We start from the raw sequence: 21,911 nt of genomic DNA, 5'->3' as shown, positions 1-21,911 counted from the left end.
AATGAGGTCTTGGCAAAAGCAGTTCCAAGGCGCGTGCTGGTAGATAGAAGGAATCAGCGCAGTCTCGGCATCGCCGCCAGCAGCTTCTTTGTGTACTGCTCTTGCGGTGAACCAAAAATACTCGCTGTGGCACCCTGTTCGATGATCCTGCCCTGGTGCATGACCGCGACGTGATCGCTCATATGTTCAATCACCGAGAGATCATGACTGATGAACAGATAACTGGTTCCAGTCTCCAACTGAATCTGATCCAACAGATCCAAAATCGTCGCCTGAATCGAGACATCCAACGCCGAAACAGGCTCATCCAAAACCAGCACCGAAGGCTTGGGTGCCAAAGCCCGCGCGATGGCTAAGCGTTGCCGCTGACCACCGGAAAGCTCTCGGGGATTGCGCTCTAGCAATCCAGGGGATAATTCAACCTGTTCCAGCAGCTCAGCCACCCGAACCCGGTACTCGGCTGCGCGCTTGGACTTTCCCCGGCTCAGCGCATCGGTCAACAACTGGCCGACCGAATACCGTGGATCAAAGGAGCCGAGCGGGTTCTGATAGATCGCACCCATGTGTACACGTAGCTGTTTGCGTTGGGGCTCATGGAGCGGGGCGAAGCGCTCGCCGAGCAGGTTCACTGTTCCAGAATCTGGTTTCTGCAAACCCAACACCATGCGCGCGGTCGTAGTTTTCCCGGACCCTGATTCACCGACCAGACCCAGGGTTTTGCCCTGCGGCAAGTCGAAGCTCACCTGCTCAACAGCGACGTGCTTGCCAAAGCTTTTCGAAAGGTTGGTAGCGCTTAACGCCAACGGCCCGGTTGGGGTTTGCCGCTCGGGCACTGACGGTCTTGGTGCACCGGTGATCGACAGTGGAGCGAAGCGGGGAACCCCGGAAGGTACAGCCTGCAAGAGCTGACGGGTGTACTCGTGCTTCGGATGGTTCAAGACCTGGGCAGTGGGTCCGGACTCAACAATTTCACCGTGACGCATCACCGCAATCTCATCGGCCAAGTGGGCTACCTGGGCAAGGTCGTGGCTGATCATGAGCACCCCACGACCCTGCTCCTTGAGAGCGCGTAATTGTGCGAGTACTAGCGCGGTGAGCTGTGAATCTAAGGCAGTGGTCGCTTCATCGGCGATCACTACCTGAGGGTTTCCGGCCAGCGCTTGAGCGATGAGTGCGCGCTGGCGCATTCCTCCAGAAAGCTCGGTGGAGCGTTGCCTGGCACGCAGCTCGGGGTCGGGCATGTTCACCGAGGCCAAGACTTCGTGCACCCGCTGTACTCGTTGTGCTTTGGAGAGTGAACTATGTTCCTTGAGCCCATCGCCAATTTCTCGGCCCACTGGGCGTAGCGGGTCCAAGGCCATCAGCGCATCTTGCAAGATCATCGAGATCGTGTTGCCTCGAATCTTCTGCCAGTCCGAATCGGCCAGGTTCCGTGCATCGCGGCCGCAAATGGTGAGTTCGCTGGCACTGACCTGTCCGCCGGAAAGTCCAAGCAGGCTACGTGCGGTGACAGACTTACCGGAGCCTGATTCTCCGACCAGCGCCAGCACCTGGCCAGCACTTACGGTCAAGGAAATGTTTTTCACCGCGGGTGCTCCGTCGAAACTGACCGACAGATCTTCGAGCGTAATCAGCGTCTGCTCACTCATAATGACTTCACCTTTCCGCCCAGGGCTCGGCCGATGACAGTGGCCGAGACGGCTACCGCGACGATGGCTAGGCCGGGGAAGAGGCTCATCCACCAGGCCAGGTGGAGGTAGACTCGGCCGGCGGAGAGCATGGCTCCCCATTCTGGAGCTGGCGGGGCGGTGCCCAGGCCCAGGAAGGACAGGGCGGCTGCCCAAATCACGGCTTGACCGATGCCCAAAGTCACTAGGGCCATCAGCGGTTTGAGCGCATTGGGAATCAGGTGGTTGCGGACCTTGAGCCAGCTGCTACGGCCTAGCACCGTAGTGGCCTCAAGCATTTCCGAATTCTTCAGGCTACGGATTTGGCTGCGGACCAAGCGCGCGTACCCCGGAGCCGTGGACAGGCCAACAGCTACGATGGCCGGGCCAACACCTGGACCGGTGAAAGCGATGATCAGCAACGCCATGAGCAACGAGGGGATCGCGTAGAGCGCTTCGAGCACTCGCAGAATTACTTCATCGAGCCAGCGTGGGGACAAGGCGGCCACGGTGCCCAAAACGATGGCCAGTCCCATGCCCAACGCGGTAGCAGCTAAACCGATGGCCAAAGAATCACCAGCACCGTGAATGACGCGGGTGTAGATATCGCGTCCGGACTCATCGGTGCCGAAGAAGTGCGCAAAGCCCGGCTTCTGGAAGGCCTGCGTCGGGTTGATCGCCAGGGGATCACTCGGTGCGAGAAGCCAGGGGACTAGGGCCATGACCAACCACAGCAGAATGACGATGGCCGAGAAGATCTTTGCGCACCGGCTCATCGTTGCTCACCTGCCGGGTTAATGATTCGTTCAAGACCTTCGGCCAGGGCCATCACGACAATGTACACCAGCGCGGAGAACAGGGCGATACCGGTCACCATCGGAATATCCCTGGCCAATACGGCTGAGAGTAGCGAGCGTCCCAGACCTGGGCGAGCGAAAATTGCTTCAACCACCACGGCACCGGACAACAGGGAAGAAAACGCCCATCCGGTCAGGTTGAGCGCAGGCAAGGCAGCATGGCGTAGACCATGACGCCAAAAGAGGGTGAGTCGGCTTTCACCACGTGCTCGGGCCGCCAAGGCAAACTGGCTGCCCAACGCTTCACTCAACGAGTCACGCATCAACTGGGTGAGGAAACCAGCAAGTGGCAATGCCAAGGTCAGCACCGGAAGCACCAGACCTTGTGCTGAACCATTATCAACCGCAGGGAACCAGCCCAAGGCCGAGGAGAAAAGCATGATCAATACCGCGCCGAGCCAGAAATGGGGGACCGCGGCAGCGATGATTTCCAAGAGGTTGCCCAACCAGCTACCAAAACGACCTGCATTACTTGCCGCAGCTGCGAAGCAGAGGGCCAACAGCCACGCCAGAGCCAGGGCGAGCAGTGAGAGCCACAGGGTGTTGGGCAATACCTCACCCATGACTTTGGTGACCGGTTCTTTCAGCGAATAGGAAGTGCCAAAGTCCAGGGTGACCAGTTTGCCAAGGTACAGCAGGTACTGGGTGAAGACCGGCTGATCCAAAGCGTATTCTGCGCGGGCGGCGGCCAAGGCTTCGGCCGAAGCCTGAGAGCCCGGGCCGCCCATAATTGCTTCGGCTGGGTCACCGGGGATCAACCGGATGGCGATGAAGATGGCGGTAGCCACCAACCACAACACCACCAGTGCTCCGCCGATCTTGCGCCCAGCCCAAGCAATTGTGCCCATCAAAGGTTACTGATCTAGGAAGGTGTCGAAGTAGATCGGGGAGGACACCGCGGTGGTGGCACCAATGCCGTGGACATTCTTGCCGTAGAGGAAATGGTTCTGCTGATCGTACAGTGGCAACACGTAGTAGCCTTCCATCACGATCTTCTGTGCCTGCTCGTAGAGTGAGGCACGCTGCGCATCATCATTGGTTTCTTCGGCTTCGACCAGCAGCTTATCGAGCTTCTCGTTCTTCACCTGAGCGTTATTGGCGAAGTAGCCCGAAGGTGCTGGAACTGTGGAGTCGGAGTGGTAGAGCACGCGCAGTACCGATGGGCCGACCTTGGTGTAGGGCGCGGAGACCAGATTGTACTCATGCTCGGCCAGCGCACCGTACCAGCTGGAAAGATCCAGCAGGTCAATTTTCACTTCGAAACCTACGGCCTTGGCCTGAGCCTGGAACTGTTCAAAGAGGGACTGCTCGGCTGGGACCGACTGGTTGGTGGAGACCGGGAAGCGCAAGCTCAGGCGCTTGCCGTCCTTCACGCGGAAGCCCTGCTCGTCGCGTTCGCTCCAGCCAGCCTCATCAAGCAGGGTGTTGGCCTTGGCGGTATCGGTGGTGAACAGTGATTCCTCCGAGTAAGCCAGTGGCTCTACGGAGGACAAGAGTGAGTTACTGCGCTGGGCGGTGCCGAAGAACAGTGAGGAGACACCGGTGTTGGCGTCCACCGCACGAATGAAGGCTTCACGTACGCGCTGATCATCAAATGGTGCCTTGGAGCTGTTGAGCTCAATGCGGTTAGACGATCCTGGGCGTGGGGCATCAAGGTGGCCCAGCCCGGAGTCTGCGGCTGTGGAGATGGTGTCGGGCTGGGCATTATCGATGACGTCAACTTCGCCGGACTGCAGGGCTGCATAGCGAGTGGCGGCTTCTGGGATGAAGCGCCAGGTAATGCCATCGAGGTAGGCGGTGTTGCCGGTGCGCTTGGTGTCGGCTACTGGCAGCACGTAGTCATCGTTGCGCACCAGGTTGACGGCCTTCTGGTGTTCCCAAGACTTAACCTTGAACGGCCCGGTGCCTACCGGGGAAGCACAGTTGGCGCTCTGATCGCGTTCCAGGGCTTTAGGAGATTCGATGGCGGTCCATGGCATCGACAGGGATTCAAGCAGTGCGTTATCAGGAGCGGAAAGCTTGAGCACCGCAGTGAGTTCGTCCTTGGCCTCAACACTGACGACCTTGCCCACGGCGAGGTAGCCGGTGGAGGACGCGGTGTTGGGGTCCTTGAGGTGCTCGATATTTGCCTTGATGGCTTCGGCGGTGAGCTTGGTGCCATCGGTGAACTTGATGCCATCACGCAGGGTGATGGTGCGGGTCAGCCCGTCCTCGGAGACCTCGGAGCTCTCGGCCAGCCAAGGAATGATCTCGCCCTTGTCATTCTTGGTGAAAAGGGACTCCAGATATTGGCTGGCAACTAGGGCCTGTGGGTAATTTCCGCCAACATGTGGGTCAAGGCAGGTTGGTTCTGCATCGCCCGAGGCGTAGACCATGGTGCCGCCGGTGACCGGTGCTTTGCTTTGTGCCGTGGAATCGGAAGTGCCGGTTGAGGAGCAACCAGCTAGAAGAGCGCCGATTAGTGGCAGGGCGAAAGTGCCGGCCAGGATGCGCGAAGTGCGCGAAGTGCGTTGCATGGGAAGTGACTTACCTCGGTGTGCTAGTGGAATGACCACTCCAACTTTAGCCCTGTGCGGTGCATTCGTCAGATCGGCGCTTTATACGTCGTCGCAATGAATGCACCGCACGGGGAGAAAGAAGTGAGCTTCTACTTTTCGCTAGCTACGGTCAGGCGACGGTTTTCGTGAGCTGGGGTTTCGATTTCATCAAGGATCGCCACGGCGAAGTCCTGGCTCGAAACGAAGTCGCCGGCAGGAGAATCGGTGCCCTGGGTGTAGCTGCCGGTGCGGCGGCCTGGAGCGATGACTGGTGCTGGTGCAACAACGGTCCAGGTGATTCCGGAGACCGAGGTGAACATGTCATAGACTGCGGCAGCGGTCAGGGCCTCGGCTTTGTAGGCTTCTGGGAAATCTGGGCTGTCGACCAAACGAACACCGTTGACTTCGGTAGCGCCGGCGCCGCCAACCACAATCAGGCGTGCTGGGGTGAGGGTTTCGGTGATTTCCTCGAAGGCATCCAGGTATTCCTGGTGGTCGCCACCAGTGCGCGAAGGTGGCACGGAGATGACGATGACGTCGTTGTTCTTACCCAAGTCGCGGTAGGTGGCAGCATCGTTGAGCTCGGCTGCTACGGCAGTAGTTCCAGCAACTTCGGTACCTGAACGGGTGACAGCGGTGACTTCGTGGCCACGGGAGATAGCTTCGGCAACGACTTCTGTGCCGACCATGCCGGTGGCTCCGTAAACTGCGATCTTCATGGTGATTCTCCTGTTGATTGGTTGTCGTACAGCACGATGATATCCTTTTGATACTGACTACTACAACGAAACTAGGTTTCCTTATGGATAGCCATGAGTCATTTAACGTCTTCGTGCAAAACTGTCCTTCACGTGAAATTATGCAGCGCCTCGGGGATAAATGGACACCGCTGGTCCTATTAGCCCTAGCTGACGGGCCCCAACGTTTCTCTGAGTTACGCCAACTTATCGGAAGCGTCACCCCCAAGGTGCTCACCAGTACCCTGCGCACCCTTGAAAGAGACGGGTTAGTCAAGCGCACCGTCTTTGCCCAAGTCCCTGTCCGCGTGGACTATGAGCTCACCGACGTCGGGCACAGTCTCTTGGGGCCGATGGAAATACTGCGCCAATGGTCCGAGAGTCATGCATCCAAGGTGCTCAAGGCCCGAGACGAGTTTGATGCCCGTGAGGATTTAATCGGTAACTAACTCACCCCTTGAGCTGTCACTCAGGTCACATAGACTGTGGTCACTTAGAGTAACAACGGGCAAAGGAGCCGGTGGTGTTTGAAATAAGCGAAGATCAAAAATCGCTGATCGACATGGTCCATGATTTCGCAGAAACCAAGATCGCACCGATGGCCCAAAAATGGGATGAAGAACAGCATTTCCCCATTGATGTCTTAGCCCAGGCCGGACAACTGGGCATGGGCGGTATCTACGCCTCTGAAGAACACGGCGGCTCGGCACTCACGCGCAGCGACGCGGTGTTGGTCTTTGAAGAATTAGCCAAGGCAGACCCCACGCTCACGGCCTATATTTCCATCCACAATATGGTGGTGTGGATGGTCGATAGCTTCGGCAACGAGGAACAACGAGCCTCGTGGCTACCCGAGCTGATCACCATGGAACAACTAGGCTCCTACTGCCTGACCGAACCAGGCATCGGTTCCGACGCGGCAGCGCTGAGCACCCGCGCACGCAAAGACGGTGACGAATACGTACTCAGTGGAGTGAAACAGTTCATCTCCGGTGCGGGCAGTTCGGGACTCTACATCGTCATGGCGCGGACCGCAGATACCGGAGCCCGGGGCATTAGCGCCTTCTTGGTCCCAGCAGACCTACCAGGTCTGAGTTTTGGTTCTAATGAAAAGAAAATGGGATGGAAAGCTCAACCCACCCGTCAGGTCATTATGGAGGGCGTGCGTATCCCCGCCGAAAACCTCTTGGGGGAAGAAGGCCAAGGCTTCTCCATGGCTATGAAGGCACTGAATGGTGGACGACTGAATATCGCAGCCTGTTCCCTGGGTGGGGGCCAACTGGCCTTAGAAAAATCGGCTGCTTACCTTAAAGAACGTCAGGCCTTCGGTGGGCCACTAGCCAAACAAGAAGCTCTGGTCTTTAAACTCGCCGATATGGACATGGAACTTGAGGCGGCCCGTTCACTGTTGCGGCGGGCTGCTCGTGCCCTTGATGCCAAGAGCCCAGATATGGTTCGGCTGTGCGCGATGGCCAAGAAAGTCGCCACCGATGCCGGCTTTAATGCTGCCAACAGCGCCATCCAATTACACGGTGGATATGGCTACCTAGCGGACTACGGTATGGAGAAAATCTTCCGTGACCTGCGAGTGCACCAAATTTTGGAAGGAACCAATGAAATCATGTCCCTGATTGTGGGAAGGTCCCTACTCGAAGGCTGACTGAATTTTAGAGTGTCTATCTTTTAGGGGCGCGGCTTGGCAATCTCGGTGGCTCGCACCGGATGCGAGGAGTGTGAGTCCTGCGGATCCGGATGCACCGATTGGATTACCGACTGATCCGCGAGGATGGCATCCAGCGAGCCTAGCGCCATGGCATCTAGTAACGTGCGTTGGGTAGGGCGCATCATCTTTAACTCTCCGCGCTCAAGTCCAGCAAAAAGGTCCTCCGGCTTAGCCCACTGCGAGCGCACAGCTTCGGTTGTTTGGTGCAACGGGTCCTGGCCATCGGCGAGTGCCGCAACAAAAAAGTAGGTATCAAATCGTCGGGGAAATCCCACGGGAGTGACCCAATTAGCCCACGGTACGAGCTGGTGTGCCTCAAGACGTAGGCCGGTTTCCTCGAAAACTTCACGAAGCGCGGCGGCCAAGACTTCCCCAGATTTCTGTGGAGCTAGTGCTTCGCCCTGGTCCCAGGCCGCGGTGTTGGCCCAGCGCTGGGCATGGGCCGCGAGCATCGCATCATCAAAGCTTCCGGTGGTGACACTGTCGCTGTCCTTGGGATCTACTCGGCCACCGGGGTACACCACCATGCCTGCAGCAAAATCCATGGTGGACACTCGATGTTGCACGAAGACTTCAAGCCCTTGAGAATTTTCACGCAACATCAGCACACTGGCTGCGCGACGAATAGGAACGGTGTCTAGGGCTTCGTTGCCGGAGTTGCTCATGTCCACCAGTATGGACTGCTTGTCAGGCGCCGGCCAATATCGCTGTACCGTCGGCGCCCTACTGGTGCGTGTTGGTGCGCAACTTCAGTGCCGACAACGGGCACATTTTGACGGCTTCGTCGGCTGCCTCACGCTGATCTTCTGCCAGAATCACGGTGCCAGACTGGTGCCCATCAGCCCTGCGCGCCAAGGGATAACCCCACGGGTCGCTGGTGAGGTCTGTAGCTAATAATTCGATGCAGAGGCCTCGTCCCTGGCAGCGAGTCCAATCGATTTCTAGTTCTGCGCTCATGCTTGCTCCTAAAATTTGTGCAGGCACTGGCCACTGAGATGGGCCTGTAGTTCATCGTCAAATACGTGCAAGGCGCTGCTGGCCAAACGTGCCGTGGCATCGGGGTGATGGCAGGCCCCACGTCCGGTGACTAGTTGAGTCAGACGCTCGATCCGTCCGGTCAGCTGCGGGTCGGTGCTTCGGCGTGCCACCGCCTGCAGGTCGCGGGCCAAGGTCGGAAGACCAAACATGCACGGCCCACACTGTTTGGCCGAGGACTGCGCCAGATAATCCACAATTTTTGAAGCTCGGACCAGTGGGCAGGTGCCGAATCTGAGTATTTCGAGCACTCCGGCACCGACAGCTATTGTCGCTGGGTATTGTGTAGCGTCGGAGGTGGCAGAAAGTGAGATATCCAGATCTCTGGTGAACTGGCCGTGGAATCCACCGACCAATACGGCATGAATATCCTTGGTGGGAATCTGGAGTTGTTCTAAGAGCACCGAAAGGTTGCTGCCGCCGTGGACCTCGTGCACCTGATAGTGACCGGCATCGTGGATGCTCACCATGCGGCTTCCGGGATCCTCTTCGGTGCCCGCGGATCTAAACCAATGCGCCGAGTACCGGGCAATCAGGGCCAGATGCGCCAAGGTTTCAACATTGACCAAGAGGGTGGGAGCACCACCGAGTCCAAGATCACTCAGGTGCCATGGCTGATGGCGTGGTAGCGATGGGCCGCCTTCGAGGGAGGAAATCACGGCGGTGGCTTGACCGGCTAAAAAGTGGGAATCCGTGGCATGCAAGGTAACCGATCTTTCGCCTCGCTCGCTCATGGCCTGGAGCAACCGTGGATGCGAACCAGCTTTGGTCACAAGGTAACGCTCAGATGCCCCGAGGATTCGGGCGGTGAGTTCCATACCATCGAGGACCAGATGTGGAGCGTGGGTCAGTAGCATCTGGTCCTTGTAGCTCAACGGTTCACCTTCACTACCGTTGGCAATCAGAACCGGTGCCTTGCCCGTGCGGTTCACCGAACGTTGCACGGCAGCGATTTTCCGTGCAGTTGGGAAGGAACCACCGCCACGACCCGATAGCCCAGAGGCCTCCCACTGCTCCACAATTTGGGAGTCTTCAGCAGGTGATGGCAGAGGGCCGAAAGTATCTAAGTGCTGTGACCACGAAGCGTCGGGGCCGGCAGCTAACAGCCGCGGTTCTTCCAAGACACCCAGGTGTACCTTGGGGATGCTGGTGGTGCTCACAATTTCACTCCTTCACGAGCGAGTCGGCGGGTTGCCGAATGGTCAAGATAATTTGCGGTCAGTCGCCAGATGACTGCGGCCAGCACCAAGCCAATAGAGACGACGGTAGCTATCCGGTACCACAGGGTGCCGGCGTCAGTTCCGGTGCCTAAGCCGTGTGCTACTGCGATGGGCCACATGAGGTATGCGGTGAGGTGGATGCCGCGAAAGACGCGCTGGCTCAGGTGTCGACGCAAGAGTCCGGTCAGGGCGATGGCGATCATCAGCGAGAAGCTGACGGTGCCTAAGCCCTGCCAGAAAGGCCGGTAGTCTCCTAAGAAGGGAACAACAATGTCGATGATCTGCATTTTGGCGTAGGAGTCAGCCAGCAGGCTGAGGACATGTAGCATCACGAAGATTACGCAGAGCAGTGAAAAACTACGGTGGAGCAGGCTTTGGGTGTAGCGGGAAAGTCCGCCGAAGGCTCGGCCTGAACGCGCCATAATGCCAACGAGTAAGGTGCCGGTCAACAACAGCAAGCTGATCATGCCACTGGTACGAGCCACCGACCACATCAACTCATCCATGGGCACTCACCTTGGGGTGACTTGTGGCTTCTCTGGGCCAGCGGGAGGTAGCGTGCACTCGGCCTTCTAGGTCCACCAAGCGGGCTGCAAGCTCGAGAGATTCCAACCAATCTAGGGCAGCAGTGCCTCTGACGATCCCTGCGGTGCTGTAGGTATTAGCTTCCAGACAGGTGGGTGCTGCCACGGTAATGCTTGCGTGCACCGGATGCGCGGGCAAACCAAAACGTGGGTCAAGAATATGGTGCATCTGCAATCCGCGGTGGCTCCAACGACGCTTTTGGGTGCTGGAGGTGGCCAGCGAAAATCCGGAGTGCAAAGAGATCTGCTGTGATAGGGCATCATCGGTATCTTGAACCAGGATCTGCCAGGGCTGCTGAGCTGTTCCTGCAGTGGCAATGTCCCCGCCGAGGCTCACCAGCACAGCGGTGTCCAACTCTTCTGCCACCTCGGCGGCACACCAGTCGGCGGCCATGGCTTTAGCAGTGGCTCCCAGGTCGAGAAAGGTGCCAGCAGGCAAGGTCAGCTGCGTTCCGTGCAGTTCAATTTGGGGCCAGAGGATTGGGCGTAGCACGCGTTGGGTGATGTTTACGTCTTTGATGGTGGTCTGCGGCAGCAGGTCAATATCTCGGTCATAGCCCAACTCAACAAGATCGGCGCCGAGCAACGGATCAATGTCCCCGTCACTGTTCTTTGCAGCTTGCAAGGCACCGTCGATGAGTGCAGCGAGGGTGGGGGAGACATGGGTATTCTGCGCACCTGAGTGTGCTAGTTGCATAAGTTCTGAATCCGGGCGGAACCGGCTACTGGCCAGTTCAACCTTGGCGAGTACCGAGTCAACCAGTGCTTTGGCAGCTGGTAAGGCGGAATCGTCTTCCACCGTTAGCTCGGCCTGCAGGCCCCAAATTATCCATGTAGTTTGTGCGCTCATGATTATGAACCTGAAGACCTTCCGCTGACTGAACCACCTGATCCTTGGGAGACACCGGAGTCACTTTGGGTACTGGAATCGCTGGACTGACTCGAAGAGTCGGTTGTTGAGTCCGAGTCCGTACTCGAATCTGATCCGGTGGTTGAATCGGATTCGACTTCTTGGCTTTGGGTGTCTTGAGATGAAGAGGTTGAGCTCTCGGTGCCGCTTTCTTGGGTGGTCGAAACTACCGTCTCGGACGCAGTGCTTTGCTCATCTTGTAGCGCGGTGACGGAGACCCCAAGACCGACGACCGCGACGCTGGAGGCGGCGACAGCGGCGGTGATCCTTCTGGATTTCCGGCGATGTAGGTGCAGGGGGTTCATGGTGGCCCTTTACGAGGATTAGTGGTGTGTTTGTATTTTGATAATCCCAATCCAAGCTTTGATCATGCCCTGTCATTTTTAGCTAGAGCCTATGAATATTTGCACTCAAGACGGGCCGTATACCCGCCCTCCTGTGCATGAACGCACATTGACCTGCGGAAACTGCACAGCGAGAAATCGTTGACCCTAACTGTGGATTAGCCATAACTTGGCAGAGAGCATCCCAGAAGAGGGTGTTTGCCACCATGGCGCGCACGAAGGGATATCACCGAAGATGACTGAACAAACTCAATTCGCAGCAAGCAACAATGACGGGTTGCAAGGCCGACGCGCAGTGGTCACAGGTGGTGCCAGCGGAATTGGCTTCGCCTGCGCTCAGGCCCTAGCACAAGCAGGGGTCACCGTCACGATCGCGGACTTTAACGATCAAGCCGCCCAGGAAGCAGCGGATGCTTTGGGCGGTAAGGCGTGGGCAGTGGACCTCTCAGATACTCAAGCGTTGGAACAAGCCAGTATTGATACCGATATCCTGATCAACAACGCAGGTATTCAGCGTGTGGCAGCCATTCACGAATTTGATCCTGAAGCGTGGCGACTGATTCACAGGCTCATGCTCGAAGCCCCTTTTTTGCTCATTCGTGCCGCGTTGCCTGGCATGCGCGAACGCGGTTTTGGGCGGATCATCAACATCTCTTCGGTCCACGGGTTGCGTGCCAGTGCCTTCAAAAGTGCCTATGTTTCGGCCAAGCACGGTCTCGAAGGGCTGTCTAAAGTCACCGCACTTGAGGGCGCCGACTATGGGATCACGAGCAACTGCATCAATCCGGGATATGTTCGTACGGCTTTGGTAGAACAGCAGATTGCGGATCAAGCGAAATTGCATCAGATCCCGGAATCTGAGGTGGTTGAAAAAATCATGCTTACCGAACCAGCGATCAAGCGGCTAATCGAACCCGAAGAAGTCGCCTCATTGGCCACCTGGCTTAGTTCCACTGCCGCGGGCATGGTCACCGGTGCGTCTTACACCATCGATGGCGGTTGGAGTGCCCAGTAAAAGGTTCTAACCCTTAGGCCGGCGAGAAGAGTAGGGTTCCGCTGGCAGCGACCGTAATGATGATGAGAGTGGCGACTAGGCCTAGGAGTAGCGACTTCATGCCTGCACTAAAGATGCTGCGCAGGTGCACGCCGAGACCCAACGCGGACATTGCTGCAGAGAGCAGTAGCGTTTGCACGGTGGACGCAGAGGTGAGGAATCCTTCGGGAAGATCAATTGTCGTGCGTAGCACTACGGCGGCGAGGAATCCAAGAATGAACAGTGGTACCAACGGTGGAGTCTTCTCACCTTGAACTTTGTGCTTGCCTCGCAGATATACCCCTACGCCGGCAACTACTGGGGCGAGCAATAGAACTCGGGCCAATTTTACCGTTACTGCCACGGCCAAAGCCGCCGCTGAGACAGATCCTGCACCGGCCACCACTTGGGCTACTTCGTGGGTGGAAGCCCCAACGAGCATGCCGATACCTCGATCATCAAGTCCCAGAAACAGACCAAGGGCTGGCATGGCCGGAATCATAAGGGTTCCAAAGAGGACGACCAGGCCCACGGCCGTTGCTACCTCGTGTTCCTTTGCCTTCACGGTTCCTTCGGCGCCGGCCACCGCGGCAGCGCCACAGATGGAGAAACCGATGGCAATCAGCAGGCGTTGCTCCAGATCCAGGCCCATGAGTTTTCCTATCCATGCTGTGAGTAGGAAGGTGACGACTACCGAGAGAACTACCACCAGTAGGACTCCTGGGCCCAAAGCAATGATGGAGCCAAGTGATAACTGGAATCCTAGAAAGATAATGCCCAAACGCAATAGCTTCTTGGCAGAAAAGCCAACCCCCGCCTCAAAAACATGAGGCACCGGCGCAAGATTGCGCCACAACGCCCCCAGTACGATCGCCATGAGTAGCGCGCTGACCGAGCTGAAGAAATGGTTAATCAGCATGCACACGGCACCCACTGCCAAGCACAGGATAATCCCTGGGGTGACTTCGGTGAAAAATCGCTTCCTTGCTGATGCTTTGGTGGACGCGGTGGTATCCGTTTCGAAAGAAGCACTGGTTGATCCGGAAAGGTTGTTCATAGCAACTATTCTTCGCCCGATTGCCTATGAGCGGTATTCACATCCTGACTATCGCAGGCATATGATCATGATATGGATAGCGATGTGACGGTACGTCGGAGCTTGGCGCATTGGCTCCAATTTTCATCCTTGGAGTTATTGGTTGGTATCGCAGATCATGGGAGCCTAAGTGCTGGTGCGCGAGCGACCGGCATGGCACAATCCAATGCTTCACGGGCGTTGAAAACCCTTGAACGTCGTCTGGGATATTCCTTAGTCACCAGAAAAACGAGCGGGTCAACGCTAACTGCAGAAGGAGTGCTGACCGTTCAATGGGCTCGCGAAGCGCTCGCCGGACTCAACGTATTTGCAGCAGGTGTGCGTTCTTTGGCTGAGCATGGCCAGAAAGAGTTGGAGTTTGGCGCGAGCATGACGGTGGCCGAATACTTGGCACCTTCATGGATCGGAGCGCTGCACGAACAATTGCCTCAGGTGACTCCACGGATGAGAATCATGAATTCTCACGACGTGATCCAGGCAGTGGAACATGAAGAGTTGAGCCTCGGCTTTGTTGAAACACCGGACTTACCAGCTGTGCTCAAGAGCCGCGAGGTATTCCGCGATGAAATGCTGATCGTCGTTTCACCAAACCACCCTTGGGCTGTGCGAGATAGCCCGGTCACCGTGGAAGAGTTACAAGAAACAGCACTGATTGAACGTGAAAAAGGCTCAGGGACCAGAGCCTTTCTTGATGCTTTGACTACGGCCCAGCGAGCCGAACCGATTGCAGAATTTAATAGCAATGCGACCATCTGTCAGTTGGTAGCCGGTGCGATGGGCCCGGCCGTACTCAGCCACCTCGCCGTTGAAAGCCAACTGGAACAAGGCATCTTGGTCCAAGTGCCGATTGCTGGCCCGCCGCTGACACGTGAATTGCGGGCCATCTGGCGGGAAGACCGGATTCTGAATTCAAACCAGTCAGCACTTCTAGATATAGCCCTGAGCAAGCAACCGAAATAGTGGTGGTCAGGCTACTTGTCTATCGGCTCAGTTTTAAACGGAGAACCCCGGACCACGCGTGACACAACTTTTGGAAGGTGCCGCGCGGTCCGGGAATAGAAGGATTCTCTTCAAGAGAGAGTTTAGGAAACCTTCTCGATGGTGTGACCCAACTGCTTGGTGGGCACACGGTAGGTTTCACGTGCGGTCAGTGCGGAGAGCGATGCAATCACCGCGATGACTGCAGTAAATATGCTGATCTGAATCCAGCCGTTGGCCTCGAGACCGCCCAGGGCTGCAACGATGGATGGTGCGAAACCTGCCATGAGGAAACCAAGCTGGGTACCAATAGCCAAGCCAGAGAAACGTACCTGCGAGGAGAACATCTCGGCGTAGAAACTTGGCCACACAGCGTTCGCTGCAGCGTAGGCGCAGGAGAAGACCAGCACGGACAGGGTGAATTGCAACAACGCGTTGTCGGACTCCATAGAACGCAAGTAGAACGGCATAAAGACTGCAGACCCCAAGGCCCCATAAATGAAGACGGGTTTACGGCCGATCTTATCGGCCAACATGCCAAAGAGTGGCTGCGTAATCAGTGCGCCGATGTTACCGGCAACAACCAGCCACAGGGTGATGGATTCATCCATGTTGCCGATGACCTTGCCATAGGAAATGGCCAGGGTGCCATACACAGTGGAGACGGCTGCAATGAAGGCGCACAACACAACGCGCAGAACGTCTTTCCAGTAGAAACGCAGCAGAACCGCTAGAGGAAGCTTGGCGATCTCATTGTTCTTCTTGGCCTCTTCAAATTCCGGGGTTTCGTGCAGCGAGCGACGGATGAAGAAGGTAATGATCACGACGACTGCAGAAAGCCAGAAAGGGATACGCCACCCAATACCAAATTTGATCTCGTCAGGCAGGGCAACTACGGGAATGAAGATCATGGCCGCCAGAATCTGGCCACCCTGGGTACCAGTCAGCGTCCACGAGGTGAAGAAGCTGCGTCGATGGTCAGGAGCGTGCTCCAATGACATCGATGAGGCGCCTGCCTGTTCACCGGCTGCCGAGAGCCCCTGGCATAAGCGCGCGAATACCAAGAGGATTGGTGCTAGCCAACCGACCTGTTCGAAGGTTGGAAGACAACCGATGAGGAATGTTGAGGCGCCCATCAGAATGAGGGTAAACATCAACACTTTTTGTCGTCCGAGGCGATCGCCAAAGTGACCCACAAAAATAGCTCCCACTGGGCGCGCTACATAGGCGAAGCCGAAGGTGGCTAGCGACATGACCGCGGCGTTGGTGTCTGCATCGGGGAAGAAAATGTGGGGGAAGATCAGCGCAGCGGCCGAGCCGAAGATGAAGAAATCGTAGTATTCGACGGCGCTGCCCATGAAACTGGCAATGGCGGCTTTGACCGGTGTTCGTCCTTGGCCGCCGGTGTCGGCTGATGCATTGGTACTGTGTGGCGATTGCATCGGTAACTCCTCGTTGAGCGTTCGTGAGGTGAAGATTTTTAGTAAGTGTTCGCTATGCGTACACTTGTTCGGAATGTGTTCATTGGATTACAGTAGATGTAAATCACATCTCAGGCAATACCTGAAGTAAACAAGAAGGGCTGCGGGAGAACATGAGTACACGTGCTGAGTCTTATCTGGTCGGTCTGATCGGTGACGGCGTAATGCCCTCGCTGACACCACCGATGCACGAACGAGCCGCCGAGGTGCACGGGTTGCATTACCTGTATCGGCCCATTGACCTCACCGAACTGAATCTTCCGGCAAGTGACATCGGTGAATTGCTGCAGGCCGGAGCCAAGCTGGGATTTAACGCCTTCAACGTAACCCATCCTTGCAAACAACTTGTTCTGGACCATCTTGATGACATCGCCCCGATGGCCAAGGCCATTGGTGCGGTGAACACTGTGGTGATCGACGAGGGGAAATTCATTGGGCACAACACCGATGCCTCCGGATTCGCCCGTGGTTTAGAAGAAGGACTGCCGAACTCCAAAAAACAAAAAGTTCTTCAGCTCGGAGCCGGGGGTGCAGGAGCCGCCGTGGCCTACGCCTTGCTAGCTTCGGGAACGCAAGAGCTGCACATCGTTGATCTTGATGAACAACGAGTCACCCACCGAGTTCAAGAACTGCGCAAAAACTTCCCTCAGGCCTCAATTCACGCAGCAACTCCCGCCCAGGTGTCGCAGCTCTTGAGCGAAGCTGACGGGCTGCTCAACGCCACCCCGATCGGCATGCATCATCATCCCGGACTGCCGTTGGATATTACGGCGCTGGAACCACGCCACTGGGTCGCCGATTGCATTTACCGACCCGTAGACACCGAACTTATTGTTGCCGCCCGAGACCTTGGATGTCAGGTCCTCGACGGGGGATACATGGCAGTCGGCCAAGCAGTCGACGCCTTTGAAATCATCACTGGCATTCGGCCAGAAACGCACCAGGTACGTGAACACCTGCTGGAAATGCTGGAAAAAGGACTGTAATGCGCACTTCGATAGCGACGGTATGCCTCTCAGGAACCTTAGAAGAAAAACTCCTCGCTTGTGCCAAAGCTGGCTTTGATGGAGTTGAGATCTTTGAGCAAGACCTTTTGGTCAGCCCGATGTCGCCCGAGGAAGTCAAAGCTATGGCCGACCGGTTGGGGCTGAGCCTGGACTTATTTCAACCTTTCCGCGATTATGAAGGCGTCACCGAAGAACAACTACAAGCCAACCTGCATCGGGCCGAAGCAAAATTTCAGCTCATGCAGCGACTGGGCATCGACCTGATGCTCCTGTGCTCCAATGTCGGCACCGCCACCATCAACGACGATGACCTCTTTGTAGATCAAATTCGACAGCTCTCTGATCTCGCTGCCCAATACGATGTGCGGATCGCTTATGAAGCGTTGGCCTGGGGAAAGTTCGTTGATACCTATCAGCATTCGTGGGACATCGTGAAGCGCGTCGACCGGGCCAACGTAGGAATATGCATTGACAGTTTCCACATTCTCTCGCGTGGTGATGACCCCGCTGAGATTGCAACGATTCCTGGAGAGAAGATCTTCTTCGTCCAGCTGGCCGATGCTCCGGTGCTCACCATGGATATCCTCTCCTGGTCTCGTCACTACCGTTTGTTCCCCGGTCAGGGTGGCTTTGCCCTGGACCAGTTCATGGCAGAGCTCGTTCGTTCAGGCTATGACGGAATTATCTCTTTGGAAATCTTCAATGATGTTTTCCGTCAGTCCAATGTTGAACGCACCGCCGTTGATGGGCTGCGTTCCTTGCAGTGGTTGGAGTCTAAGACAGCGCAGCTTTTGAGCTCTACGGGAGAGCAGTACGCGCTGGAGCTCAAGATGCTGCCGGGAATTCAGGATGCCACCGGTTTTGACTTCGCCGAGATTCGAACCGAAGATCCTGAACGTGTTGCTGGAATGCTGGCTCAGCTTGGCTTTAATTTCAGTGGACAACATCGTCGTAAACCCGTGCAATTGTGGAGCTCGGGCGAAGCGAAGATCATTATCAACTCACAGCGCAGTCGTGGCGTGGAGGCGGCGGTTTCAGGATTTGGTGTTCTTGTGCCAGATCCCGGGACCAGTGCCCAGCGTGGGGAGGCTTTACTCGCCACGAAGGTACCCCGCCAGCAGACGCACAACGAGCAAGAGCTATCCGGTTTTCTCGCGCCGGATAGCACCGAAGTGTTCTTCAGCTCGCGGGCCAATACGAGGAACTGGGTCCAAGAATTTGAAGATGCCGGCCCAGCACCAACTACTGATGCCAACGGTCCAATCTTGAGCATTGATCACATCAATCTTGCTCAACCATGGCAATGCTTCGATGAATCAGTGCTGTTCTACTCCAGCGTATTGAACCTTAAAGCACGCCCTGGAACCGAAGTTCCCAGCCCGATGGGGCTAGTGCGTTCGCAGGTACTTTCAACGCAGGACGCTGGTGTTCGGCTGGCCCTGAATATCGTTCCTCAAGGGCTGGAAAACGTCATTGAGCGCAACCACGAGTACCCAGAACACGTGGCCTTGCGAACCAACGACATTATTGAAGTTGCCCGTACCGCCCGCGCCCGTGGCATGGAATTCTTGCAGGTTCCGGCTAACTACTACGAGGACCTCGCAGCACGCTTCGATATTGATTCACAACTGCTGGAGACGCTGAAATCACTGCACTTGTTGTACGACCGCGATGAAGCAGGGGAGTTCCTACATTTCTATACCAAGACCCTTGGCAACATGTTCCTTGAGGTAGTTGAACGTCGTTCTAGCTACGATGGGTACGGGGCGCCCAATGCGCCGGTCAGGCTTGCTTCTCAATTTGAGAGCAATCGCTGGAGTAGGAATATGTAGAGCTGGGGAGAATCAACAGTGACAGAGCGGCCGGATTATTTCGTTAAGTCAGCGGAAAAGACTCTGGCCGTGTTGCTGGCATTTTCAGCAGGAAATTCAGAACTGACGGTGTCCCAAGTAGCTACGGCCACGGAACAGACCCGAGCCTCTGCCCGTCGATTCTTGCTCACCCTCGTTGACCTTGGGTACCTGCAGGCTCACGGTAATGCCTACCGGATGACCCCACGTGTCTTGGATATCGGTGCGGCCTACCTGTCGGGGTTGACTTTGCCCCAGGCAGCCGTGGGGCACCTGCAGTCTTTGGCACGCGAACTCGAAGAGACAGCTTCGCTGTGTGTTCTTGAAGGCCAAGATGCGCTCTATGTTGAACGGGTGGCGGCGCCACGCCTTCATTCTTTGAATGTCTCCATTGGCAACCGACTGCCAGCTTGGGTGACTTCCATGGGACGTGTGCTCATCGCGCAGTTGGAGCCTGCTGAACAAGAAGCATTCCTGCAGCAAGTAGAACTGCAAAAATACACGGAGCACACGGTGTCCAGCATCAAAGACCTGAAAAAGGAACTGGCACGTGTCCGCGAACAAGGTTGGGCACTGGTTAACCAAGAACTGGATGAGGGCCTGCGGGGCTTGGCGGTCCCGGTGATTCGTGGTGGCAAGCTTCTTGGCGCGCTGAATATCTCGGTGCAAACCAGCAGAAATAATCCCGACTATATTCAAGAACAGCTCTTGCCTAGGCTTCGAGACGCCGCCAAAGACATCGCTGATGACTTTGGCGGGCGTCTTGGCTAAAGAACCGCTTGTAGGTTAGTTGCCGTTCGCTTCGATGGCGGTGGCCAATAAGCCTGAAAGGCGCTGAACACCTTCTGCAATGGTGGCTTCATCGACCGAGCAGAAAGCTAGGCGTAGCTTGTTATCGGCTTGACCGCTTGGGCTGAAAGCCGCTCCCGGAATGAAGATCACTCCGGCCTTCACACCCTGCTGGAGCAACTGGTAGGTATCGATGCCTTCAGGCAAAGTCAACCAGATAAAGAATCCGCCTTCGGGTCGCGTATAACTGATCCCATCCGGCAGGTGAGCGGCCAAAGCTTCGAGCATGGCATCACGACGGGAACGGTAGAGATCGTTGTACTTGGCGATCTGGCCCTTCCAATTGTGCTCATTGAGATAAGCACTAATGATCATCTGGTTCAGGGTCGGTGGGCACAGGGCTACCGCTTCACCGGCCAAATAGAACCTGCGGAAGAGGTGGGTTGGAACAGCAGCCCAGCCGATGCGCAGTCCTGGGGCAAAGATCTTAGAGAAAGAACCCATGTAGATGACGTTCTCTGGATCCAAACTGCGCAAGGTGGGCGCTGGCTGACCGTCGTAGCGCAGCATTCCGTAGGGATTGTCTTCGAGAATCAGGATGCCTTCTGCACGGCAAATATCAACGATTTCTTGGCGGCGCTCGGCAGCGAGCGTGATGCCAGACGGATTATTAAAGTTTGGAATGGTGTAGAGGAACTTGATGCGTTCGCCCGAAGCGCGTAGCTCGGAGATTCGATCGCGTAGGGCCTGGGGAATCAGGCCATTCTCATCGGTGCCCACGGGACGTGCGGTGACTTGGTAAGCCTCGAAAGTGTTCAGCGCACCCACATAGGTAGGATCTTCGCACAACACGGTATCACCGGGGTTGCAAAAGACTTTGCATGCCATGTCCTGCGCAGATTGTGAACCGTTGGTGACGACTACGTCCTCAACTTTGACGTTGGTGATTCCTTCAGCTGCCATCACGTCCAGGATCTGCTCACGCAGTTCTACGGTGCCAAGACCTGAACCATATTGCAGGGCTTCGGTGCCCTGTTCGGTGATGATGCGTTGGCTAATTTCGCCGATTTTCTCCAGCGGCAACAACTGCAAAAACGGATTGCCGCCAGCTAGGGAAACCAGCGACGGGTCCAAAGATAGTTCGAAGACGTCGCGTACGGCGGACTGCTTGATGCCCGCCGCGCGGTCAGAGAGTAGTGCCTCATGTGCTGTGGCGAGGGATTGCGGTGCGGCGGTCATGGTCCTCCTTGGCCAAGGCTCCTACATTTGCCGGAGCGGGCTCCTCGCGTTCGGGATCCGAGCGAAAGTGTGTTTTCGAATAGAATACTTTGGTATTCCAACAGGAAAACTCTTGCTTGGCAAGAAGTCGGGGACGGTGAATCCCAAACTCTTAGTCTCCACTATGACAATCGACGGAGAATCTCACCTGGTGACGCGGTAACCCTGTGCTCTTTGAGCGTTATTATTTTTCGGTGCCCGAACGGGAATCTAGCCAAGCCTGGATGGCACTCGGACGAATTCGTCGGTGCGTTCCACGGTATTCCACCGGGATGGTCCCAGCGTCGGCGAGCTTACGCAGATAGCTATTAGAAATCCCAGCCATCTGTGCCGCCTGAGACGTGTTGAGCAGCAATTCTGGGGTGCCGATACTGACCGACTCGCCCAAGGCAAAACGCGAAAGCACTTCGATCAGCGCCTCATGCGCTTCGCGCGGAAGTTGCAATGCCGTTCCATTAACAAACACCGTGGTGTCATTTGATTCGTCCAGCGCGCGCTTCAGCTTTGCGGTGGTCTTTTCGTCCAATGCCTCAAAAGTGCGGACCCTGCCCAGAGCTGAAGTCGGTGATGCCATAAAACTCATTTTGCCCGAGATGCTCGATTACTGCACGTAGCGCTGTCGTTCTGGGGGCAATGCTACGCGAAGTCATAATGCCTTAAATCGACGAAAGGGGGTTGAATTGCGACAAACGGTTCCCGTATGGTGGAAACTGTAGGTCTAAAGAAAGTACTGACCAGCCATCTTCCGGCACACCACGAGGGAGCCTTCAGCCTTACCCGGCGGA

Annotated in this window: 22 protein-coding genes; 7 read left to right on the top strand and 15 right to left on the bottom strand. The window is 56.4% G+C overall.

The features are described from left to right. Nucleotides 1-53: 53 nt before the first annotated feature. The 5 genes from QMQ05_RS14215 to QMQ05_RS14195 form a co-directional block, all read right to left on the bottom strand. Nucleotides 54-1,649 carry an ABC transporter ATP-binding protein gene (locus QMQ05_RS14215; RefSeq protein ID WP_345471037.1) on the bottom strand — a complete coding sequence of 532 codons (1,596 nt, stop codon included), beginning with the start codon at nucleotides 1,647-1,649 and terminating at the stop codon, nucleotides 54-56. Then, on the bottom strand, nucleotides 1,646-2,443 hold the full coding sequence (locus QMQ05_RS14210) for an ABC transporter permease (RefSeq protein ID WP_345471035.1): 798 nt from the start codon (nucleotides 2,441-2,443) through the stop codon (nucleotides 1,646-1,648). Before QMQ05_RS14210 ends, QMQ05_RS14215 begins: the two co-directional genes overlap by 4 nt. Then, nucleotides 2,440-3,372 carry an ABC transporter permease gene (locus QMQ05_RS14205; RefSeq protein WP_345471033.1) on the bottom strand — a complete coding sequence of 311 codons (933 nt, stop codon included), beginning with the start codon at nucleotides 3,370-3,372 and terminating at the stop codon, nucleotides 2,440-2,442. Before QMQ05_RS14205 ends, QMQ05_RS14210 begins: the two co-directional genes overlap by 4 nt. A 6-nt stretch (nucleotides 3,373-3,378) precedes the next feature. Further along, nucleotides 3,379-5,040: an ABC transporter substrate-binding protein gene (locus QMQ05_RS14200; protein WP_345471031.1), complete on the bottom strand. Its 1,662-nt coding sequence runs from the start codon at nucleotides 5,038-5,040 to the stop codon at nucleotides 3,379-3,381. Nucleotides 5,041-5,171: 131 nt separating this feature from the next. After that, on the bottom strand, nucleotides 5,172-5,780 hold the full coding sequence (locus QMQ05_RS14195; RefSeq protein ID WP_058256476.1) for an NAD(P)-dependent oxidoreductase: 609 nt from the start codon (nucleotides 5,778-5,780) through the stop codon (nucleotides 5,172-5,174). A gap of 83 nt (nucleotides 5,781-5,863) precedes the next feature. Between QMQ05_RS14195 and QMQ05_RS14190 the strand changes: the two genes are divergently transcribed. After that, nucleotides 5,864-6,247 carry a winged helix-turn-helix transcriptional regulator gene (locus tag QMQ05_RS14190; RefSeq protein WP_345471028.1) on the top strand — a complete coding sequence of 128 codons (384 nt, stop codon included), beginning with the start codon at nucleotides 5,864-5,866 and terminating at the stop codon, nucleotides 6,245-6,247. 74 nt (nucleotides 6,248-6,321) lie between these two features. Beyond that, complete coding sequence (locus QMQ05_RS14185) at nucleotides 6,322-7,458, top strand: acyl-CoA dehydrogenase family protein (RefSeq protein ID WP_345471027.1); 1,137 nt, start codon at nucleotides 6,322-6,324, stop codon at nucleotides 7,456-7,458. 23 nt (nucleotides 7,459-7,481) lie between these two features. On the opposite strand, the gene QMQ05_RS14180 is transcribed toward QMQ05_RS14185, so the two are convergent. From QMQ05_RS14180 to QMQ05_RS14155, 6 genes are read right to left on the bottom strand one after another with little or no spacing between them, the layout of a single operon-like run. Further along, entirely contained in the window at nucleotides 7,482-8,186 is a 705-nt protein-coding gene (locus QMQ05_RS14180) for an NUDIX hydrolase (RefSeq protein WP_345474768.1), read from the bottom strand. 58 nt (nucleotides 8,187-8,244) lie between these two features. Beyond that, entirely contained in the window at nucleotides 8,245-8,478 is a 234-nt protein-coding gene (locus tag QMQ05_RS14175; RefSeq protein ID WP_345471026.1) for a ferredoxin, read from the bottom strand. Between the two features lie 8 nt (nucleotides 8,479-8,486). Next, nucleotides 8,487-9,716, bottom strand: coding sequence for an NADH-ubiquinone oxidoreductase-F iron-sulfur binding region domain-containing protein (locus QMQ05_RS14170; RefSeq protein WP_345471025.1), 1,230 nt, complete (start codon nucleotides 9,714-9,716; stop codon nucleotides 8,487-8,489). Then, nucleotides 9,713-10,282 (bottom strand): ferric reductase-like transmembrane domain-containing protein, encoded by a 570-nt coding sequence (locus QMQ05_RS14165; protein ID WP_345471023.1) that lies wholly within the window; start codon nucleotides 10,280-10,282, stop codon nucleotides 9,713-9,715. The genes QMQ05_RS14170 and QMQ05_RS14165 overlap by 4 nt, the downstream gene beginning before the upstream one ends. Beyond that, nucleotides 10,275-11,210: an FAD:protein FMN transferase gene (locus QMQ05_RS14160; RefSeq protein ID WP_345471021.1), complete on the bottom strand. Its 936-nt coding sequence runs from the start codon at nucleotides 11,208-11,210 to the stop codon at nucleotides 10,275-10,277. The genes QMQ05_RS14165 and QMQ05_RS14160 overlap by 8 nt, the downstream gene beginning before the upstream one ends. Before the next feature lie 2 nt (nucleotides 11,211-11,212). Continuing rightward, nucleotides 11,213-11,575: a hypothetical protein gene (locus tag QMQ05_RS14155; RefSeq protein ID WP_345471019.1), complete on the bottom strand. Its 363-nt coding sequence runs from the start codon at nucleotides 11,573-11,575 to the stop codon at nucleotides 11,213-11,215. A 274-nt stretch (nucleotides 11,576-11,849) separates the two neighbouring features. On the opposite strand from QMQ05_RS14155, the gene QMQ05_RS14150 reads away from it, so the two are divergent. After that, on the top strand, nucleotides 11,850-12,629 hold the full coding sequence (locus QMQ05_RS14150; RefSeq protein WP_345471015.1) for a 3-hydroxybutyrate dehydrogenase: 780 nt from the start codon (nucleotides 11,850-11,852) through the stop codon (nucleotides 12,627-12,629). Nucleotides 12,630-12,642: 13 nt separating this feature from the next. Here QMQ05_RS14150 and QMQ05_RS14145 read toward each other — a convergent pair whose 3' ends face one another. Beyond that, complete coding sequence (locus QMQ05_RS14145; protein ID WP_345471012.1) at nucleotides 12,643-13,704, bottom strand: YeiH family protein; 1,062 nt, start codon at nucleotides 13,702-13,704, stop codon at nucleotides 12,643-12,645. 72 nt (nucleotides 13,705-13,776) lie between these two features. Between QMQ05_RS14145 and QMQ05_RS14140 the strand changes: the two genes are divergently transcribed. After that, nucleotides 13,777-14,703 carry a LysR family transcriptional regulator gene (locus QMQ05_RS14140; protein ID WP_345471011.1) on the top strand — a complete coding sequence of 309 codons (927 nt, stop codon included), beginning with the start codon at nucleotides 13,777-13,779 and terminating at the stop codon, nucleotides 14,701-14,703. 122 nt (nucleotides 14,704-14,825) lie between these two features. Here the strand turns inward: QMQ05_RS14140 and QMQ05_RS14135 are convergent, their stop codons facing one another. Continuing rightward, entirely contained in the window at nucleotides 14,826-16,163 is a 1,338-nt protein-coding gene (locus QMQ05_RS14135; protein ID WP_345471010.1) for an MFS transporter, read from the bottom strand. Between the two features lie 152 nt (nucleotides 16,164-16,315). Between QMQ05_RS14135 and QMQ05_RS14130 the strand changes: the two genes are divergently transcribed. Genes QMQ05_RS14130 through QMQ05_RS14120 form a run of 3 tightly spaced genes read left to right on the top strand, consistent with a single transcriptional unit; the run spans nucleotide 16,316 to nucleotide 19,830 of the window. Then, nucleotides 16,316-17,188 carry a shikimate dehydrogenase gene (locus tag QMQ05_RS14130; protein WP_345471009.1) on the top strand — a complete coding sequence of 291 codons (873 nt, stop codon included), beginning with the start codon at nucleotides 16,316-16,318 and terminating at the stop codon, nucleotides 17,186-17,188. After that, nucleotides 17,188-19,041: a bifunctional sugar phosphate isomerase/epimerase/4-hydroxyphenylpyruvate dioxygenase family protein gene (locus QMQ05_RS14125; RefSeq protein WP_345471007.1), complete on the top strand. Its 1,854-nt coding sequence runs from the start codon at nucleotides 17,188-17,190 to the stop codon at nucleotides 19,039-19,041. The genes QMQ05_RS14130 and QMQ05_RS14125 overlap by 1 nt, the downstream gene beginning before the upstream one ends. A gap of 18 nt (nucleotides 19,042-19,059) precedes the next feature. Next, the gene (locus QMQ05_RS14120) at nucleotides 19,060-19,830 is read left to right on the top strand and encodes an IclR family transcriptional regulator domain-containing protein (protein WP_345471004.1); all 771 of its coding nucleotides are present in this window, start codon (nucleotides 19,060-19,062) and stop codon (nucleotides 19,828-19,830) included. Between the two features lie 15 nt (nucleotides 19,831-19,845). Here the strand turns inward: QMQ05_RS14120 and QMQ05_RS14115 are convergent, their stop codons facing one another. After that, nucleotides 19,846-21,087, bottom strand: a complete 1,242-nt coding sequence (locus tag QMQ05_RS14115; RefSeq protein WP_345471002.1) for a PLP-dependent aminotransferase family protein — start codon at nucleotides 21,085-21,087, stop codon at nucleotides 19,846-19,848. A gap of 223 nt (nucleotides 21,088-21,310) precedes the next feature. Continuing rightward, the gene (locus QMQ05_RS14110) at nucleotides 21,311-21,700 is read right to left on the bottom strand and encodes a helix-turn-helix domain-containing protein (RefSeq protein WP_345471000.1); all 390 of its coding nucleotides are present in this window, start codon (nucleotides 21,698-21,700) and stop codon (nucleotides 21,311-21,313) included. Nucleotides 21,701-21,911 lie beyond the last annotated feature (211 nt).

The sequence above is a fragment of the Glutamicibacter sp. B1 genome, assembly GCF_039602135.1.
Lineage (GTDB): Bacteria > Actinomycetota > Actinomycetes > Actinomycetales > Micrococcaceae > Glutamicibacter > Glutamicibacter ectropisis.
This window is presented reverse-complemented; position numbering and strand designations above follow the sequence as displayed.

Coding starts and splice junctions, on each gene's coding strand:
- QMQ05_RS14215 (WP_345471037.1), bottom strand. CDS start 1,649: ATGAGTGAGCAGACGCTGATTACGCTCGAAGATCTGTCGGTCAGTTTC.
- QMQ05_RS14210 (WP_345471035.1), bottom strand. CDS start 2,443: ATGAGCCGGTGCGCAAAGATCTTCTCGGCCATCGTCATTCTGCTGTGG.
- QMQ05_RS14205 (WP_345471033.1), bottom strand. CDS start 3,372: ATGGGCACAATTGCTTGGGCTGGGCGCAAGATCGGCGGAGCACTGGTG.
- QMQ05_RS14200 (WP_345471031.1), bottom strand. CDS start 5,040: ATGCAACGCACTTCGCGCACTTCGCGCATCCTGGCCGGCACTTTCGCC.
- QMQ05_RS14195 (WP_058256476.1), bottom strand. CDS start 5,780: ATGAAGATCGCAGTTTACGGAGCCACCGGCATGGTCGGCACAGAAGTC.
- QMQ05_RS14190 (WP_345471028.1), top strand. CDS start 5,864: ATGGATAGCCATGAGTCATTTAACGTCTTCGTGCAAAACTGTCCTTCA.
- QMQ05_RS14180 (WP_345474768.1), bottom strand. CDS start 8,186: ATGAGCAACTCCGGCAACGAAGCCCTAGACACCGTTCCTATTCGTCGC.
- QMQ05_RS14175 (WP_345471026.1), bottom strand. CDS start 8,478: ATGAGCGCAGAACTAGAAATCGATTGGACTCGCTGCCAGGGACGAGGC.
- QMQ05_RS14165 (WP_345471023.1), bottom strand. CDS start 10,282: ATGGATGAGTTGATGTGGTCGGTGGCTCGTACCAGTGGCATGATCAGC.
- QMQ05_RS14160 (WP_345471021.1), bottom strand. CDS start 11,210: ATGAGCGCACAAACTACATGGATAATTTGGGGCCTGCAGGCCGAGCTA.
- QMQ05_RS14155 (WP_345471019.1), bottom strand. CDS start 11,575: ATGAACCCCCTGCACCTACATCGCCGGAAATCCAGAAGGATCACCGCC.
- QMQ05_RS14150 (WP_345471015.1), top strand. CDS start 11,850: ATGACTGAACAAACTCAATTCGCAGCAAGCAACAATGACGGGTTGCAA.
- QMQ05_RS14145 (WP_345471012.1), bottom strand. CDS start 13,704: ATGAACAACCTTTCCGGATCAACCAGTGCTTCTTTCGAAACGGATACC.
- QMQ05_RS14140 (WP_345471011.1), top strand. CDS start 13,777: ATGGATAGCGATGTGACGGTACGTCGGAGCTTGGCGCATTGGCTCCAA.
- QMQ05_RS14135 (WP_345471010.1), bottom strand. CDS start 16,163: ATGCAATCGCCACACAGTACCAATGCATCAGCCGACACCGGCGGCCAA.
- QMQ05_RS14130 (WP_345471009.1), top strand. CDS start 16,316: ATGAGTACACGTGCTGAGTCTTATCTGGTCGGTCTGATCGGTGACGGC.
- QMQ05_RS14125 (WP_345471007.1), top strand. CDS start 17,188: ATGCGCACTTCGATAGCGACGGTATGCCTCTCAGGAACCTTAGAAGAA.
- QMQ05_RS14115 (WP_345471002.1), bottom strand. CDS start 21,087: ATGACCGCCGCACCGCAATCCCTCGCCACAGCACATGAGGCACTACTC.
- QMQ05_RS14110 (WP_345471000.1), bottom strand. CDS start 21,700: ATGGCATCACCGACTTCAGCTCTGGGCAGGGTCCGCACTTTTGAGGCA.